The organism is Nonomuraea mangrovi (genome assembly GCF_042681425.1).
GTDB classification, from domain to species: domain Bacteria; phylum Actinomycetota; class Actinomycetes; order Streptosporangiales; family Streptosporangiaceae; genus Nonomuraea; species Nonomuraea mangrovi.
Genome location: NZ_JBHUFV010000038.1, coordinates 176,840 through 192,968 on the forward strand (window position 1 = coordinate 176,840; position 16,129 = coordinate 192,968).

Genomic DNA, 16,129 nt, shown 5'->3' on the forward strand with positions numbered 1-16,129 from the left:
CATGAGCGAGGCTGAGGTGGTGGCACGCCGGGCGGCGGATAGTCCGGCCATAAACAAGCTGGCGCGGGTGGGGCTGGTTTGTCGTGGTGTGCTTTACGGGTTGATCGGGGTGCTGGCGCTGCAGATCGCCTTCGGCGGCGGGGAAGCGGAAGCCGACAAGGGCGGGGCGATGGCCACGGTCGCGGCGCTGCCGTTCGGGGCGGTGATCTTGTGGATCATGGTCGTGGGGTTCGCCGCGCTGACCGTGTGGCAGGCGTGTGAAGCGATCTTCGGCGCGCACGAGCCCAAGGACAGGATCGAGGCGGCAGGCAGGGCCGTGGTCTACGCGTTCATCTGCACCGCGTTGCTGACCATGCTGCTGGCGGGTAAGGGCTCGTCCGACGACCAGAAGTCCCAGGACCTGACGGGCAAGCTGCTCGCGCTCCCGGCCGGGCAGATCATCGTCGGCGCGATCGGGCTCGGCATCGTCGCACTCGGCGTCTACTGGGTGTGGTGCGGAATCAAGAAGAAGTTCCGCGAAGAGCTCAGGCCCATGCCGCCGCGGGCCCGCACGGTGATGGATCGGCTCGGGCTCGCCGGGTACATCGCGCGCGGGGTCATCGCCGTCGCGGCCGGGATCTTCGTGATCCAGGCGGCCGTCACCTTCGACCCGGACAAGACCAGGGGCATCGACGCGACGCTCAGGTCGTTCGCCGACACCCCTGTGGGGCCCTGGCTGCTGGTGCTGGTGGCGCTCGGACTGCTGCTGTTCGCCGGATACTGCTTCGGAGAGGCCCGCTGGCGGCGGACATGAGGCTCGACGACTGGTTCCTCACCCGCGAGGAGCGCGGCAACGACGCGACCAGGCTGGCGGCCTGGTCCGAGGGGAACCTGGTGCGCCCGCTCGTGCACGGCGCGACCTACTTCGCCGAGCTCCACGCGGGCCTGGCCGGCCTCGGCAAGGACGACCTGCTGCTGTTCACCGACTGGCGCGGCGACCCCGACGAGCGGCTCACGCGGGACGGCCCCACGGTGGCGGCGGCCATGGCAGCGGCGGCCCGCAGGGGGGCGCTGGTCAGAGGGCTGATCTGGCGCTCGCACCTGGACTTCCTCCGCTTCAGTTCGGCCGAGAACCGGCACCTCGGCCAGGACATCGAGGCGGCCGGCGGGCAGGCGCTGCTCGACACCCGGGTACGGCACGGCGGTTCGCACCACCAGAAGTTCGTCGTCCTGCGCCATGACCGCGACCCGGGCGAGGACGTGGCCTTCGTCGGCGGCATCGACCTGTGCCACAGCCGCCGTGACGGCCGCGAGCACCTGGGCGACCCGCAGGCGGCGCCGATGCCGTGCGCGTACGGCCCGCGCCCGCCGTGGCACGACGCCCAGGTGGCGATCAACGGCCCGGCCGTGGCCGAGGTGGAGAAGGTCTTCCGCGAGCGCTGGGGAGACCCGGCGCCCGAGACCCGCCAGCCGGTCAGGCGCCTGCGCGACCGCCTGACCGGGATGGCCGATGTGCCGCCGCTGCCCGAGCCGGGGCCCGCGCCGCCGCGGGCCGGGACGCATGCCGTACAGCTGCTGCGGACCTATCCGCACCTGCGCCGCGCCTACCCGTTCGCGCCGGAGGGGGAGCGCAGCGTGGCCAGGGCCTACCACAAGGTGCTCGGCCGGGCGAGCTCCCTGGTCTACCTGGAGGACCAGTACCTCTGGTCCACGGAGGTGATCGAGCCGTTCGCCGAGGCGCTGGAGCGGGAGCCGGGGCTACGCATGATCATCGTGGTGCCGCGCCATCCCGACCAGGACGGATGGCTGGCGGGTCCGGCCAGCCTGATCGGCAGGGCGGAGGCGCTGACCAGGCTCCAGCGTGCCGGCGAGAGCCGGATCGCGATCTATGATCTGGAGAACCACCTGGACACGCCCGTGTACGTGCACGCGAAGGTGTGCGTGGTCGACGACGTGTGGGCGAGTGTCGGCTCCGACAACGTGAACCTGCGCTCATGGACGTTCGACTCCGAACTGAGCTGCGCCGTGATCGACGAGGAGCCCGACCCGCGCCCGCCCGCCGGGGCGCGCAGGTTCGCCAGGGACCTGCGGCTGACGCTCGCCGCCGAGCATCTGGACCGTGACTCCGGCGACCTGGCCGATCTGTGTGACCCGAAGGAGGCGTTCGAGGCGTTCGCCGAATCGGCCGCGAGGCTCGACGCCTGGCATCGGGGCGGACGACGGGGCCCCCGCCCGCCCGGCAGGCTGCGCAGGCACCCGCGGCCTGGCCTCGGCCGCCTCCGCAGGACGATGGCCATGCCGCTGTACCGGATGGTCGTGGACCCGGACGGGCGGCCGCCGCGGCTACGTCGGTCGAGCACGTTCTGAGGCCTGCCGCTGCCGTTGTCGCTCGCGCCGGTACAGGACGGCGCGGGCGGCCATCACGACGCAGCCGGCGCCGAGCAGCAGGCCCCAGACGACGTCGGTGAGAAAGTGCATGCCGCGGTACAGGCGGGAGAAGGCGACGGCGAGCGGGGCGGCGACCGCGAGCACCCAGATCGCCACCTGGAGCGCCCGGTTGCGGACGCGCGTGGTCAGGATGAGCGCGACCCCGCAGTAGAACGCGACGGCCGCGCTGACATGTCCCGACGGGAAGCTGGAGGTGGGCGGGGCCGGGTCGAGGTGCTGTACCGGCGGCCTGTGCCGTCCGACGGGCGCGGTGGTGGCCAGGAAGATGAGCGACTGGCTCCAGACAGCCGCGACAAGGAAGACGGATTCGCGCCAGCGCCGGTACACGAGCCGGCAGATGATCGCGACCGCCGCGGTGGCCGCCACGATGTAGGGGGTGTTCGACAGGCTGCTGCCGAAGTCGGTGAGCATGTTCCACAGTGAGGTGCGGTCGGCGGCCAGTGCCCGGCTCATGCCCGCCTCACCGGTAGGCCAGGCAAGGATCAGCTCGCCCACGCCGTAGGTCACTCCGGCCATCAGGAGCATGGGCAATAAGATCGTCGACGCGTAGTACTTCACGTGCTCACTTCCGGTCATGGGTCACCTTCACCGACTCGGGCTCCACTCCCTCGGTCAGCGGCGAGGCGGGCCTGCGGCCCCGCTCGCGCCGCCACGTCTCGAATCCCGCCGTGGTGGCGGCCAGGACGGCCGCTCCCAGCACGATGCCCGCGAGCACGTCGCTGACCCAGTGCACGCCGAGCGCGATCCTGGTGTAGCCGATCGACAACACCAGGAAGCAGGCGACGGCCCAGGCCACGCGCCGCCCCTTCCGGGACAGCATGGGCAGCAGAAGGAGGACGATCACACCCGCGCCGAGCGTCACGTTGACGGTGTGGCCCGACGGGAAGGAGTCGCCCGGCGCGAGCGCGACGGGGTCCGGCAGATGCGGCCTGGCCCGGGCGATGACGATCTTGAGTACCAGGGCGAGCAGCCCGCCCACGGTCACGGTGGTGACCGCCCAGAGGGCCAGCCGTGGCGCGCCCTTGTACAGCAGCCACACGGCGAACGCGATGACGGCGATACGCCACGACCACGGCCCGAACAGGTCCGTCCACACGATGAGCAGCCTGGTCATGGCGGGGTGGTCGAGTGCGTAGTCGTGCAGCTCATGCGCCACCTGCGCGTCCAGCCCGTTGACGGGCATCTTGGCCACGAGGAGCAGCAGGGTGAACGGGATCGCGACGAGTGCCACCGCGAGGCTGGCGATCGTCAGCCGCAGCCCCAGTCCGTGGTCACGGTCGACGCGAGCCCTGAGCCATGGGCTCCTCACAGCTGCGGCCCTTCCTCGATGCGCATCTGCGTCGGCTACCCCGGCAGGGGGCGTTGATTCCTGCCTGAAAGCCGGCGCCGGGGGTAGTCGGAGGGCATGTCCCCCACCGTGGCGGTTGTCGCGCACCGCAAGAAGACTCTCGGCGCAGGCCTGGACAGGCTGCGCGTGTTCATCACCGAACAGGACGTCGGCGACCTTCTCTGGTTCGAGGTGCCCAAGAGCAGGAAGGCGCCCAAGAAGGTCCGCCAGGCGCTCGAACAGGGCGCCGACCTGGTGTTCGTCTGGGGCGGCGACGGCATGGTGCAGCGCTGCGCCGACGCGATGGCCGGCTCCGGCGTGCCGATGGCCATCCTGCCCGCGGGGACCGCGAACCTGTTCGCCGCCAACCTCGGCATCCCCGCCGACCTCGAGGAGGCGGTGCGGATCGGCTTCCACGGGCGGCGGGAGAAGCTGGACCTGGGAGTGCTGAACGGCGAGCACTTCGCGGTGATGGCGGGAGCGGGGTTCGAAGCCGAGATGATCGCCGACACCGACGGGAAGGCCAAGAAGAGGCTCGGCAAGCTGAGCTACGTCAGGGCGGCCGTCAGGCACGTCGGCGGTCCGCTGGTGCCGATGAAGGTCAAGGTCGACGGGACGACCTGGTTCGAGGGGCAGGCCAGCTGCCTGCTGCTGGGCAACGTGAGCACGATCGCCGGCGGCATCGAGGCGTTCGACGACGCCCGGCCGGACGACGGCTGGCTGGAGGTCGGCGTCTCCACCGCCCAGGGGCCCGTCCAGTGGGCACGGGTGATCGGCAGGATGACCGCGGGCCGCTCCGACGACTCTCCGTTCGTCCGGATCACCCGCGCGAAGAAGGTGTCGGCCCGGTTCGGCGCCCCGCTGACGTACGAGCTGGACGGCGGGGAACGCGAGTCCACCACCCGGCTCAAGGCCAGGGCCGTCCCCGGCGCGCTCACGGTCTGCCTCCCGCCCTGACCACCCGGCGGCCGCTGCACCACGCCCACTGCCCCGTCGCTGTCGTCCCGGCCGCCTGACGTTCGGGACCTTGGGCCTGACCAGGCGGGACGTTCGCCGGTGCCGTCACGGACAGCGGGCGAGCACGCTGGGAAACGAACCCGAGGAGGCGGCAATGTCCATCCAAGTCAAGGACGTCATGGGTGCGGTGGCCATCGCGGTGGTGGAGAACGCGTCGTTCGCCGACATCGTGACCGCGATGAGGCGCTACGCGGTGGGAGCGGTCACTGTCATCGACGCCGACCGCCGGCCGGTCGGTGTGATCTCGGAGGACGACCTGATCCTCAAGGAGATCGACACCGTACGGCACACCGTCACCATCTTCGAGAGCGGCAGGACCCGCGCCGAGCACAAGAAGGCCGCTGCGACGCTGGCCGCCGAGCTGATGACCTCGCCCGCCATCACCGTCACCCCTGACACGCCGCTCAAGGACGCCGCCAGGACGATGCACGACAGCCGGATCAAGCAGCTGCCCGTGATCGACCTGCTCACCGGGCGCATGATCGGCACGCTCCACGAGGCGGACGTGTTGCGGGTCTTCACCCGCCCCGCCGAGGAACTGGAGGCCGACATCAGGCAACTGGCCGGCGACGGCTTCTCGATCACCGTCGACAGGGGCATCGTCACGATCGGCGGCCGGGTCGAACGCGCGTCGCAGGCCATCGCGCTCGTGGAGAGGATCAGGCGGCTGGAGGGCGTCGTGGACGTGGTCTCCGAGCTGGCCTGCCCAGGGGACGACCTGGCCGAGGCGGGACGTCCCGACCCGCGCTCGGCGCCGACGCGACGGTCGAGTTCCGTGATCCGCGGGAGGTGAGCGATCCGATCCGGGAGGCGGGCAGACGCACCCGGCTGCCCAGGAGCCGGGTCGGGTCGGCGGCGCGGATGAGCGCGGTGAGACCGCAGGCGTCCGTGAAGGGAACGTTCCGGAGGCTGCCCTGGTGCTGTCAGCTGCCCGCGACTCCAGGGAGTGTCGTGTACATCCCCTTGGCGGGGTAGCGGGCCAGCGGCCGGGACTGCCCGGTGTTGACGTCGACCGCGTAGGTGCCAGCGAATTCCCTGGTCAGGTAGACGATCGTGACCTCGGACCCGCTGTGCCAGAGGCTGGTGTTCGAGACGCCGCCGTCCTTCGGCAGGCCGCTGACGGCGACCTTCCGCAGGGTCCGCCCGGTCGTGGCGTCGAGAAGGCTGAGCCGGGGCTTCTTGATGTCCTGGAACTCGAAGGCGGCCACCGTGCGTCCGTCCGGGGCGAGTTCGCTGAAGAAGATGAACGCGCCGTCGAAGCGGACCGGCCTGCCTCCGCCGGTGACGGGCATCAGCCACAGGTCGGTCTTGACGTAGCGGACGAGCGCGGCGACGCCGTCCTTGACGCTGACCGTCTCGTACGTGCCCTGCACCGGCACCGTCCTGCCGGTCCGCATGTCGATCAGCATCCCGGGCTCCTTGCTGCCCTCCCTCGGGTCGAAGACCACGTGGCGGCCGTCGTCGGAGACCACGAGCATCGAGCCGGGGCCGATCCGCTCCTCCTTCACCGTGACGGAGGAGGTCTGCTCGGTGCCGGTCATCAGGTCGCGGACCACGTGCGCCTGGGCCTGACGGCTGTAGTAGGCGAGCAGGCGCCCGTCCCTGCTGATCGCGACGGGTACGTGCGACTCCCTGGTGGTTCTGGCGAGCGCCTGGGGTACCCGGTAGGTCGTGCCAGTGCGGGTGACCACCCGCCACTCGACGGCACTGCAGTCGGCTCGCCGCCGTTTCGTGTCGATCACGCAGGGCGTGCGGTAGGCGTGGCTGAGCGGCCCGACCTCGCCGTCGGGCAGGTCGGGTACGGTGGCCACGTCCTGCGGCGTGGCCGTGTCATCGCCGCGCGGACCCGGCGGCTCCCGCAGCGCCACGGCCGCCGTCGTCACACCCAGCACCGCGACCGCCGCGATCGCGGCCAGCGCCAGGGTGGTCCGCCGCCTGCGCCGGTGGCCGGCGATCGCCAGGTCGGCCAGACTCACCAGGGGAGCCTCGTCGGCGATGTCGTTCAGCGCCTCACGCAGCCGCGTCATCGGACCACCTCTCTGAGCTCGGAATCGGACAGCAGGTACGCGAGCTCGGGCGCGAGCGCGCGCAGGCGGGCCAGCGCGTGGTGGGCCTGGCTCTTGACGGTGCCCACCGAGCAGCCGAGCGCCTCGGCCGTCTGCGCCTCGGTGAGGTCCTCCCAGAAGCGCAGCACGATCACGGCACGCTGCTTGGGCGTCAGCTTGGCCAGCGCCTGGCGCAGCACGATCCGGTCGAGTGCGGCCTCGTCGTAGGAGGCGCCGCGGTCCGGAGGGTCGGCGCTCGGTAACTCGGGGCGCGGCCTGCGCCACCAGGAGATGTACTGGTTGACCAGCGCCTTGCGCGTGTACGCCTCCGGATTGCCGCCTGTGGACAGCCTGGGCCAGTGCCCCACGACCTTGATCAGGACGCTCTGCAGCAGGTCCTCGGCGAGGTGGGCGTCTCCCGTGAGCAGGTACGCGGTCCGCATCAGCGCCTGCTGGCGGGCGAGCACGAACTCGCGGAAGCCGTCGTGACGATTCAATGTGATCTCCTCTCGCCTGTTCCCAACGCGACTCGTCGGGAGAAAGGTTGCAGACGTTTTCCTCGTGACGGCGATCGGTGTCCCCGCCGAGGTCCGGCACGGCGCGGTTTCGGGGGAAGGGCGAGAACGGCCGGTGGAGTCGCGGCGCGCCTGACAGCCGCGCACGCCACGCAGGCCGGGGAGTGCTCCGGCTCGCTCATCGAGCACATCCCGATCAGCACCTACGGCCACCTGGACGTTTACTACGACTCCGGGACCAAGCGCAACTGCGCGCGAACGGTCTCGTCCGGTTCCACCTGGGGCGTGTCGAAGTACATGAGGGTCATCCTGGTCGTGTGCGAGCAGACCAGCCCGGCCGGCTCCTGCAGGCAGCGCGCCATGGACTACGACGAAGGCCAGTACAAGTACTACGCGGGACCTCGCTCGCTGCCCGCCGGGGGCCGGTGCATCCTCGCGATGGGCAAGATCTACTCGACTGAGGTGCGCACGTCGCCCATGGCCTCTCACTGCGGGTAGCCGCCGGAGGTCTTCCGTCACCACGGCCGCCCGGGCCTGCGCCGCCGTGGTGACCGTGCCCGCCGAGCGTCGTCCGGGAGGCGGGCGCCGCTCGGCCGGCTCCGTCGCGCGAACCGGCCGACATCTCCCGGATGAGCTACACCATCGCCTCGTTCCGGGTGGAGACTGCTGGTATGACCCACAGCCACGATGAGGACCCGGCGTGCGAGGTCGCTCACAGCGATCCGCCCAAGACGGAGACGGGCAGGACGCTGGTGGCCGTCTTCGCCTCGCCGATGGCCGGACACCTGCTGCGGTTCGGTGCGGAGCTGGGGTTCAGGCCGGTCCTGCTGGAGCCTGACCCGGGCCGAGCGCTCGACGGCTTCCCCGCGGTGTCCGAACCCGGCGACTTCCTGGACGGCACCGCCGACGTCGTGCTCACCGACCACCACCGCGAGGAGATCGGACCAGTGCTCCGCGACCTCCTCAAGAGTCCGGCCCGATGGATCGGCATCATGGGCAGCCCGCGCCATACGGGGCCTCACGTGCAGGCGCTGACCGAGCTCGGCGTCCCGCCGGAGGAGATCGCCCGCGTGCACCGCCCTGTCGGGCTCAACATCGGCTCCCGTACGCCCGCGGAGATCGCCCTCGCCACCCTGGCGGGCCTGATCGCCGACAGGAACGGCCGGCCAGGCGGCTTCCACTTCTGAGTGGAACAGCAGGCCCAGGTCGAACAGGAGGGCCACGCCGAGCAGGCACAGCAAGACTGACAGCGAGGCGCCCGACCAGAACCGCAGGAGCAGGCCGGGGGCTACAGCGGTCTCGGGTACCGCCCGATGGCGCAGATGGGCGTGGGGCGGTGAGGAGAGGGTCGCGCTCGGGACATGGCGAAGCTGGTCGCGTTCGTTGACCGCGCCGCGGCGCCGCGATCGCAGCTCCTCCAGGGCGTGCTCCTGCTCGGCCACCCGCGTGGTCGCGCTGTCGTCGCCCCACCTGTCGGAGGTCACCGTGGGCGGCAGCACGTCGATACCGCTGATCGCCTGCCGAAGCTGCCGCTGACCGGCACTGATCTTCGCGTCGAGGTCGCCGATGAGCGTGTCGAGCTCGGCGACACGGGCCGCGTCCGCGGCGGCCCGCGCCGCACGGTTCGGCGGGACCTTGTCCAGGCCCGCCCATCCGACGGGACCATCCGCGCATCGCCTGCCCAGCAGGCCGACGGCCGCCAGGCGCGACACCCCGGTGAACGTCGGCCGATCCGGCCTCTTTCGCCATGCGCGCACCTCGTGGCGCTGAAGGGCCTTCGGCGCGTACCTCAGGAAGAGGCCGGCGTTCGGATGCTCCAGCGCCGCCGCCAGCAGGAGGGCGTCGAGTCGCCCGTGATCGAGCACCTTCACGGCGGTGTCGCCGTCCTGGGGAGAGGCCCACAGCGACGCCCGCGCCACGTAGTCCTCGACGGGCATGGGGAAGAACATCTCCCCGGCCGTGAACCGCAGCACCGGCTCATGCCTGCGCACGAGCCTCAGGACGTCGAGGCCCGCGGGCAGGTCGCGCATGTCCGCCATGTCTCCCCCCGACTCCCGCTTCACCCCCGGCCTCGCCCCTCCTCGTGGCTGGTGGCGGTGAACCTGTCCCGTCCTGTTGGGGAGCCCGGCGCCGTGACGACCACGACGGCCTCTCCTCACGTGCACGTCAGGCGCGGTTCGGGGTCGTAGACGGTGTGGAAGCGCTGCTTCCTGACGACCTTGCCGTCCTTTTCGAAGGTCCGCCAGACGTCGATGGCGAATCCCTCGACGCCGGTCATCGGGATGCAGTCGGGCCCGCTGTCCGTGGTCGTGGGAAAGCTCTTCACGTTGTAGCGGGGGGAGCTTTCCGCGTCGATGTCGAACCGCTTGGTGCTCCAGAACTCGACGGTGATCGAGGTGCCGGTGTAGGAGGTCGTGATCAGCACGCCGTACGGAGAGTCGTTGCGCCAGCGGAAGTCGGGCTCGGGGTAGGAGACCGTCGACTCCCTGCCGGCGGGATAACGGGAGATGTAGAACTGGTGCGGCGTGTGCTGGACGTCCTCGAACCCGCCGAAGAAGACGGCGTTGAACATCGTGGTCGCGAACTGGGAGACGCCCCCGCCGACGTCGTCGACGAATCGGCCGTTGAGGATCATCGGCGCCTCGACGAAGCCGCGGGCCCTGTCGCGCCTGCCCACCACGCCGTTCAGCGAGAACGTCTCTCCGGGCTCGACCAGATGGCCGTCGACGATGTCGGCGATGCGGTGGATGTTGGTCACGCGGGGCGCGCAGCAGGGGTGGCGGGTGGTGAACGAGCCGACCCTCTCCCTGACCCCCAGCGTCCCGGCCGCCTGCGTGGTCAGCCGCGGCTGCGTCCGCGTGACGGGGACCTCCGCCGTACGGCTGCCGCCGGCGAGGGCGGCGGAGACCGCCTCGCCGAGCGCGCCCGGGTCGATGCCCGCGCCCGGCCGCCCGGCGATCACCTGCGGCCTGCCTTTCACGATGGCGAACGACGCGTCCTTCGGCCGCCGTCCCGCCGCGATGAGCTGGTTCTGCAGGTCGGCGGCCAGGTCCGCGGAGTCGAAGACGGGCCGCAGGCCGCCCTTGCCGTCGGGGAGCCACCGAAGGTGCGCGGCGAGCCGCGATCGGGACAGGACGGCCCGCTTCGGCCCGGCCGTCAAGGTCAGCGGCGCGGCGACCGCCGTACGCGCCACGGTGGCGGCGGTCCTGCGGACCTGGTCGGCGGACACCGCCGGTGCGACCGGCCTGAGCGGGACCACGATCGGCTCGCTCCCGGACAGGTAGGCCGCGCGGATCGCCCGGGCCGCGCCGGCCCGATCGAGGGCGCGCCCCGGTCTCGGCACCACCGTCTGCGGTTCCGTCCCGCGGTAGAGGACGCTGCCCTGGCGCGGCTTGGTGTCGACCCTTCTGGCCAGTCCGCTGAGCCTGCCCGCCATGCGCGTGCCGTCCACCGCGACGTGAGGGGCGAGGGCGCGCGTCCCGAAGAGCGAGCGGGCCACCCCCGCGGGAGTGGTGGCCCCGTCCATGGCGAGGGCGACCGTCGCCCGCGCGTCGAAGGCGAGACCGAGTTCCGCGGGGGTCATGGTGATCGTGGTGTCGTCTGCCCTGATCGCGAGCGGTCGGGAGGCGCGCTGTTCGAACGCCTTCTCCAGGCGCGCCCGAGCGCCTGCCGGTGACAGCCCGCCGAGGTGCACACCGCCGACGCTGGTGCCCGGCGGCACCTGTCCGGAGAGCGTGAGGGCCGCCACGCCGTAGACGAGCGCTGGGACACCCGCGAGAGCGGCGAGGATCACGGCGACGCGGGAGCGCGTGCTCGTCGGCGCGGCCCACATCAGCCGGTCGCCGGCCGGAAGAGCGCGGAGAAGGTCCGCCCGCCGTTCCTCGGTTCCAGGACCGTGTCGTGTTCGGTGACGGCCGGAAGTCGCCGTGCGTCGGCTGCACGGAGCGGGGGACGCTTTCCACCCATGGGACGACCTCGCTGGAGATTCGAGCTTCTCCAGCAGTCTACTATGAGCCTTCGTAGAAGATCTCGGCTGGTGAGGAGCCTGTGGCCGCCCCGCCCAGGTGCGAGGGCGGCCCGGACAGGGTGTCAGACCGTGACGGCCTCCTGGTCGGCGTCGCGCTCCTGGGTGGCCAGTTTCCCGTGCAGACTCTCGCCTTCGATGTCGAGGTTCGGCAGGATCCGGTCGACGGGGCGGGGCAGCCACCAGGCCGCGCGGCCGAGGAAGGACATCACGGCCGGCACCAGCGTCAGGCGGACGACGAACGCGTCGACGAGCACTCCGAGGGCCAGCGCGAAGCCCATGGATTTGATGATCGGATCGTGCATGAAGACGAATCCGCCGAAGACGGCGGTCATGATCAGCGCGGCGGCGGTGACGACGCGGGCGTTGTGGCCCAGGCCGTTGACGGTGGCCTGCTGAGGGCTGTCGCCGTGGACGAAGTCCTCGCGCATGCGGGAGACGAGAAACACCTCGTAGTCCATGGCCAGCCCGAACAGGATGCCGATGAGCAGGATCGGCAGGAAGCTCACCAGCGGTCCAGGAACCTCGACGCCGAACAGGTCGGCCAGGTGCCCCTGCTGGAAGATGGCCACGGTGATGCCGAACGTGGCGCCCACGGTGAGCAGGAAGCCCAGCGCCGCCTTGAGGGGCACCAGCAGGGAGCGGAAGACCAGCATGAGCAGCAGGATCGACAGCCCCGCGACGAGCAGCAGGTAGACGGGCATCGCCTCGGCGAGTTTCGCCGACACGTCGATGCCGATGGCGGTGACGCCGGACAGGGCGATGTCGGCGCCCTCGATGCCGGCCACGCGCTCCCGGATGGTGCGCACGAACTGCTCCGTGGCCGCGTCGGTGGGGCCGGTCTTGGGGATGATGGTCATCAGCACGGTGGTGCCCCGCGGATTGGCCTGCGGAGGGGAGACCGCGAGCGCGCCCGCGTCGTAGATCAGCTTCGCGGCCTTCTGGGCGGCCTCGCCGGTGGCCTGGGCCTCGTCGCCGGAGACGATGGCGATCAGCCGGCCGTTGAAGCCGGGCCCGAATCCCTCGCCGATCAGGTCGTAGGCCTCGCGGGCCGCGGTGCCGGAGGCGGCGGTGCCTGCGTCGGGCAGTGCCAGGCGCATGTCCTGGGCGGGCAGGGCCAGCGCGCCCAGCCCCACGACACCCGCCAGCAGGATCGGAACGCGCAGCCGGACGGCGATCCTGCCCCAGCGGAAACCGAATCCCTCACGCCCGGGATGGGACGCCTGCCCGTCGAACCGCCCGCGCCGCCCGCGCGGCAGGACGCGGAGACCGGCGAAGCCGAGCATGGCGGGCAGCAGGGTCAGGGCGACCAGGACGGCCAGCGCGATCGTACCCGCCGCGGCCAGACCCATGATGCTCAGGAAGGGAATGCCGACCACGGAGAGGCCGGCCAGTGCGATGACGACGGTGGCGCCTGCGAAGACCACGGCCGAACCCGCCGTGCCTGTCGCGCGCCCGGCGGCCTCCTCCTCCGCCACGCCTTCGGCGAGGTACTGGCGGTAGCGGGAGGTGATGAACAGCGAGTAGTCGATCCCGACCGCCAGCCCCAGCATCAACGCCAAAATGGGCGCGGTGCTGGTCAGCTCCAGCACGCCGCTGAGGGCGAACAGCCCTGCCATCCCCGCCCCCACGCCGATCAGCGCGTTCAGCAGCGTCATGCCTGCGGCGACCAGGGAGCCGAAGGTGACGACGAGGACCACGGCGGCGACCAGCACGCCGAGCGCCTCGGTGGAACCCACCTCCACCTCGGCCTTCATGACCTCACCGCCGTGCTCCACCCGGAGCCCGCGCGCGGAGGCGCCGACCCGCTCGTACGCGGCGCGCTGAGCGTCGGTGACCTCGTCGAGAGGGGTGTCGAACTGGACCTGGACCAGCGCGTAGCGGTCGTCTGGAGTGACCGAGCCGACCTTGAACGGGTCGATGGCGGCGATCACGCCGGGAACCCCGCCTGCCTCCCGCACGACGGCCCCGACCGCGACAGGGTCGAGTTTCCGCCCTTCGGGCGCCGCGATGACGATGGTGCCGGTCACGCCACCGGCCTGCGGGAACTGCTCGCGCAGGGAGTCGAGAGCCCGCTGGGACTCCGTGCCGGGGATCGAAAAATTGTCAGTGGTGGGGCCCATGAAGGCGGCGGCCGCCCCACCCAGCACAGCAAGCAGGACCAGCCAGACGGCGAGCACACGCCCTCGGCGGCGGAAGGAGAACCGGCCGAGCCGGTACAGCACAGAAGCCATGAAAGTGTTGTCTCTCTCGAAGGTCAGCGGGGGTCGCGGCCGAGCGTGCGCAGGGCGCCGCTGATCAGCTCGGTACGCAGGTCCTGATCCGGGACCGGCACGTCGCCGGCGCAGGTGACGGAGACCGCGCCGATGACCATGTAGGCGGTGACCAGGCTCCTGGAGTCGGTCGAGCCGTCCACCATCGCGGCCATCAGCCGCGCCACGATGGCGGGCACAGCACCCAGCGCCGGATGGCCGGCCAGCACGGGAATGTCCTGGAACAGGACCTTGACCTCGCGCCGGAACCGCATGGCCAGGTCGACGAAACCAGTGATGGCCGCTTCCATGGCCTGGCCTCCTTCCAAACCGGAGAGCCGGGCGTCCAGCTCGCCCAGCCCTTCGCCGGCAGGGGTCAGCAACTCGGCGAGGATCGCCTCTTTGCTGACGAAGTAGTAGAGCAAGGACGCCTTCGAACAGCCGACCACCTGAGCGATGTCGTGCAGCGAGGTGCCCTTGTAGCCGCGCGTGGCGAAGAGATCCAACGCCGAGTGCAGGATGTGGCCGCGCAGAGCGGAAGGGGGACGTGCCATATCCCCACAATAGCTGTCCGATCGGTCAGATCTGACCGATCGGACAGGGAGTGCGTTGTGGCCTTCCTCACTGTCGGATCAGATGCACAAGAGGTATTGCACAATGATCCTTGTGTATCTAGAGTGGCCGCCATGTCCGAGACCAGCCCTTCGATCACCGACTCCCGGGTGCTCGCCGCCATGGCGCATCCCGTCCGCCGGCGCCTGCTCGACCTGCTGAAACTGAACGGCCCCGCCACCGCGAGCACGCTCGCCGAGCACACAGGAGAGGCGGTCGGCAACATCAGCCACCACCTGCGTGCCCTGGCCGGCGCGGGACTGATAGAGGAGGCCCCCGAGCTGGCTCGCGACCGGCGCGAACGCTGGTGGCGGCGGACCTCACAGAACCTGTGCTGGTCCTCTGCCGACTTCGCAGAGGACGCCGCGGGAGAGGCGATCGCGCGCGCCCTGGAGTCGCTCAACCTGGAACGGCAGGTCGGCCACGTACGGCGCTGGGCCGATCAGCCGCAGTCCGAGCAGGAACGCTGGCAGCGCGGTCCGTTCTCCACCGAGATCTGGCTGACCGTGACCGACGACGAACTCGCGCAGTTCGCCGCCGAGATCATCGGCGTGATGAACCGGTGGGCCGAGCGCGAGATACCCGACGACGGTCAGGAACGCGCCACCGTCTTCACCTTCGCCCGCGGCGTTCCCGGGCAGCCATGACCACGACCCAGGCCCTTCGTCCGCCCCGTTTCGGGCTCCTGCGCCGGCGCGACTTCCGGCTGCTGTGGCTGGGCGAGAGCGCCAGCAGCCTGGGCAGCGCCGTCACCGGCGTCGCGCTGCCCCTGGTGGCGGTGACCGTGCTGCACTCCTCGGCGTTCGCGGTCAGCGTGCTGGCCGCCGCCGTCTGGCTGCCGTGGCTGCTGGTGGGCCTGCCCGCGGGCGCCTGGGTGGACCGGCTCTCGCGGCGCAGGGTGATGCTGGTCGCCGACTGGGTGTCGATGGCGGCCTTCCTCAGCGTGCCGATCGCGGCCATGTCAGGCGTCCTGACAATCGGCCAGCTCATCGCCGTGGCCTTCGCCGCGGGTACGGCGAAGGTGTTCTTCGCCACCGCGTACCGGGCCTACCTGCCGTCGCTGGTCGACGGGCCCGACCTGCTCGAGGCCAACGCCAAGCTGCAGGGCAGCGAGCAGGTCGCGAACCTGGTCGGACCCGGCCTCGCGGGGCTGCTCGCCCAGTTCGTCTCCGCGCTGGGCGGCCTGGTCGTGGACGCGGTGAGCTTCGCCGTGTCGGCTCTGTGCCTGATGGGCGTCAAGCGCACCGAGGTCGTGGAGCCGCGCCCGCGGCGACGGCTGCGCAGCGAGATCAGGTACGGCCTGCGGACCGTCGTCCGTGACCCGCTGCTGCGCGGCAACATGCTCTACGGATGCGTGGCCAACCTGGCGCTGACCGGCTATCAGTCGCTGCTGGTGATCTTCCTGATCGGCGACGTCGGGCTGTCCGCCGGAGTGACGGGTGCGCTGATCGCGGCCACCAGCGTGGGCGGAGTCGTCGGCGCCTTCGCCGCCCGGCCGATGGCGGCGCGGCTGGGCAGCGCGCGGGCCGTCCTGCTGGGCAAGGCGGGACTGGCGCCGCTGGGCCTGCTGATCGCCCTGGCGGACCGGGGTGCGGGCCTGGTGGCGTTCGTCGTCGCCAGCATCGCGATCATCGGCGGCATCGTCGCCGGCAATGTGATCTTCGCGGGCTTCATGCAGAGCTACGTGCCGACCGAGGTGATGGGCCGGGTGACCACCAGCGCCCAGGTGGTCAACTTCGGCGCCATCCCACTCGGCGCCATGCTGGCAGGCACCCTCGCCACGGCGCTCTCCGTGCGGGCGGCCCTGGTCGTGATGCTGGGCATCTTCGCGCTGAGCGGACTGATCCTGCTGGCGAGCCCGCTGCGCCGCCTCCGGGACCTGCCCGCCACCCGGATGGACACGTAACCCA

15 protein-coding genes are annotated in these 16,129 nt (G+C 71.1%); 8 read left to right on the forward strand and 7 right to left on the reverse strand.

The annotated features are described in order from the left end of the window. Position 1: 1 nt before the first annotated feature. The gene (locus tag ACFSKW_RS26645) at positions 2–793 is read left to right on the forward strand and encodes a DUF1206 domain-containing protein (protein WP_379575171.1); all 792 of its coding nucleotides are present in this window, start codon (positions 2–4) and stop codon (positions 791–793) included. Further along, positions 790–2,346: a phospholipase D-like domain-containing protein gene (locus tag ACFSKW_RS26650; protein WP_379575172.1), complete on the forward strand. Its 1,557-nt coding sequence runs from the start codon at positions 790–792 to the stop codon at positions 2,344–2,346. Before ACFSKW_RS26645 ends, ACFSKW_RS26650 begins: the two co-directional genes overlap by 4 nt. Here ACFSKW_RS26650 and ACFSKW_RS26655 read toward each other — a convergent pair. Both ACFSKW_RS26655 and ACFSKW_RS26660 read right to left on the reverse strand, forming a co-directional pair. Beyond that, positions 2,323–3,003, reverse strand: coding sequence for a phosphatase PAP2 family protein (locus ACFSKW_RS26655; protein WP_379575173.1), 681 nt, complete (start codon positions 3,001–3,003; stop codon positions 2,323–2,325). The genes ACFSKW_RS26650 and ACFSKW_RS26655 overlap by 24 nt on opposite strands. Continuing rightward, positions 2,990–3,736 carry a phosphatase PAP2 family protein gene (locus tag ACFSKW_RS26660; RefSeq protein WP_379575175.1) on the reverse strand — a complete coding sequence of 249 codons (747 nt, stop codon included), beginning with the start codon at positions 3,734–3,736 and terminating at the stop codon, positions 2,990–2,992. The genes ACFSKW_RS26655 and ACFSKW_RS26660 overlap by 14 nt, the downstream gene beginning before the upstream one ends. A 96-nt stretch (positions 3,737–3,832) precedes the next feature. Between ACFSKW_RS26660 and ACFSKW_RS26665 the strand changes: the two genes are divergently transcribed. Together ACFSKW_RS26665 and ACFSKW_RS26670 are read left to right on the forward strand one after the other, a co-directional pair. Beyond that, entirely contained in the window at positions 3,833–4,711 is an 879-nt protein-coding gene (locus ACFSKW_RS26665) for a diacylglycerol/lipid kinase family protein (RefSeq protein ID WP_379575176.1), read from the forward strand. Positions 4,712–4,865: 154 nt separating this feature from the next. Continuing rightward, positions 4,866–5,564: a CBS domain-containing protein gene (locus ACFSKW_RS26670; protein WP_379575177.1), complete on the forward strand. Its 699-nt coding sequence runs from the start codon at positions 4,866–4,868 to the stop codon at positions 5,562–5,564. Between the two features lie 130 nt (positions 5,565–5,694). On the opposite strand, the gene ACFSKW_RS26675 is transcribed toward ACFSKW_RS26670, so the two are convergent. Both ACFSKW_RS26675 and ACFSKW_RS26680 read right to left on the reverse strand, forming a co-directional pair. Beyond that, the gene (locus tag ACFSKW_RS26675; protein WP_379575178.1) at positions 5,695–6,798 is read right to left on the reverse strand and encodes a hypothetical protein; all 1,104 of its coding nucleotides are present in this window, start codon (positions 6,796–6,798) and stop codon (positions 5,695–5,697) included. Next, positions 6,795–7,313 (reverse strand): SigE family RNA polymerase sigma factor, encoded by a 519-nt coding sequence (locus ACFSKW_RS26680; protein WP_379575179.1) that lies wholly within the window; start codon positions 7,311–7,313, stop codon positions 6,795–6,797. The genes ACFSKW_RS26675 and ACFSKW_RS26680 overlap by 4 nt, the downstream gene beginning before the upstream one ends. A gap of 303 nt (positions 7,314–7,616) precedes the next feature. On the opposite strand from ACFSKW_RS26680, the gene ACFSKW_RS26685 reads away from it, so the two are divergent. Both ACFSKW_RS26685 and ACFSKW_RS26690 read left to right on the forward strand, forming a co-directional pair. Next, on the forward strand, positions 7,617–7,829 hold the full coding sequence (locus ACFSKW_RS26685) for a hypothetical protein (protein ID WP_379575180.1): 213 nt from the start codon (positions 7,617–7,619) through the stop codon (positions 7,827–7,829). 173 nt (positions 7,830–8,002) lie between these two features. Then, on the forward strand, positions 8,003–8,518 hold the full coding sequence (locus ACFSKW_RS26690) for an XdhC family protein (RefSeq protein ID WP_379575181.1): 516 nt from the start codon (positions 8,003–8,005) through the stop codon (positions 8,516–8,518). 968 nt (positions 8,519–9,486) lie between these two features. Here the strand turns inward: ACFSKW_RS26690 and ACFSKW_RS26695 are convergent. The 3 genes from ACFSKW_RS26695 to ACFSKW_RS26705 form a co-directional block, all read right to left on the reverse strand. After that, positions 9,487–11,163 carry a VanW family protein gene (locus ACFSKW_RS26695; protein WP_379575182.1) on the reverse strand — a complete coding sequence of 559 codons (1,677 nt, stop codon included), beginning with the start codon at positions 11,161–11,163 and terminating at the stop codon, positions 9,487–9,489. A gap of 257 nt (positions 11,164–11,420) precedes the next feature. Next, the gene (locus ACFSKW_RS26700; protein ID WP_379575183.1) at positions 11,421–13,589 is read right to left on the reverse strand and encodes an MMPL family transporter; all 2,169 of its coding nucleotides are present in this window, start codon (positions 13,587–13,589) and stop codon (positions 11,421–11,423) included. Positions 13,590–13,612: 23 nt separating this feature from the next. Beyond that, the gene (locus ACFSKW_RS26705) at positions 13,613–14,161 is read right to left on the reverse strand and encodes a TetR/AcrR family transcriptional regulator (protein WP_379575184.1); all 549 of its coding nucleotides are present in this window, start codon (positions 14,159–14,161) and stop codon (positions 13,613–13,615) included. Between the two features lie 132 nt (positions 14,162–14,293). Here ACFSKW_RS26705 and ACFSKW_RS26710 point away from each other — a divergent pair, with 132 nt between their 5' ends. Both ACFSKW_RS26710 and ACFSKW_RS26715 read left to right on the forward strand, forming a co-directional pair. Next, on the forward strand, positions 14,294–14,866 hold the full coding sequence (locus tag ACFSKW_RS26710) for an ArsR/SmtB family transcription factor (protein WP_379575185.1): 573 nt from the start codon (positions 14,294–14,296) through the stop codon (positions 14,864–14,866). Continuing rightward, positions 14,863–16,125, forward strand: a complete 1,263-nt coding sequence (locus ACFSKW_RS26715) for an MFS transporter (protein ID WP_379575186.1) — start codon at positions 14,863–14,865, stop codon at positions 16,123–16,125. The genes ACFSKW_RS26710 and ACFSKW_RS26715 overlap by 4 nt, the downstream gene beginning before the upstream one ends. The last annotated feature ends 4 nt before the right edge of the window (positions 16,126–16,129 follow it).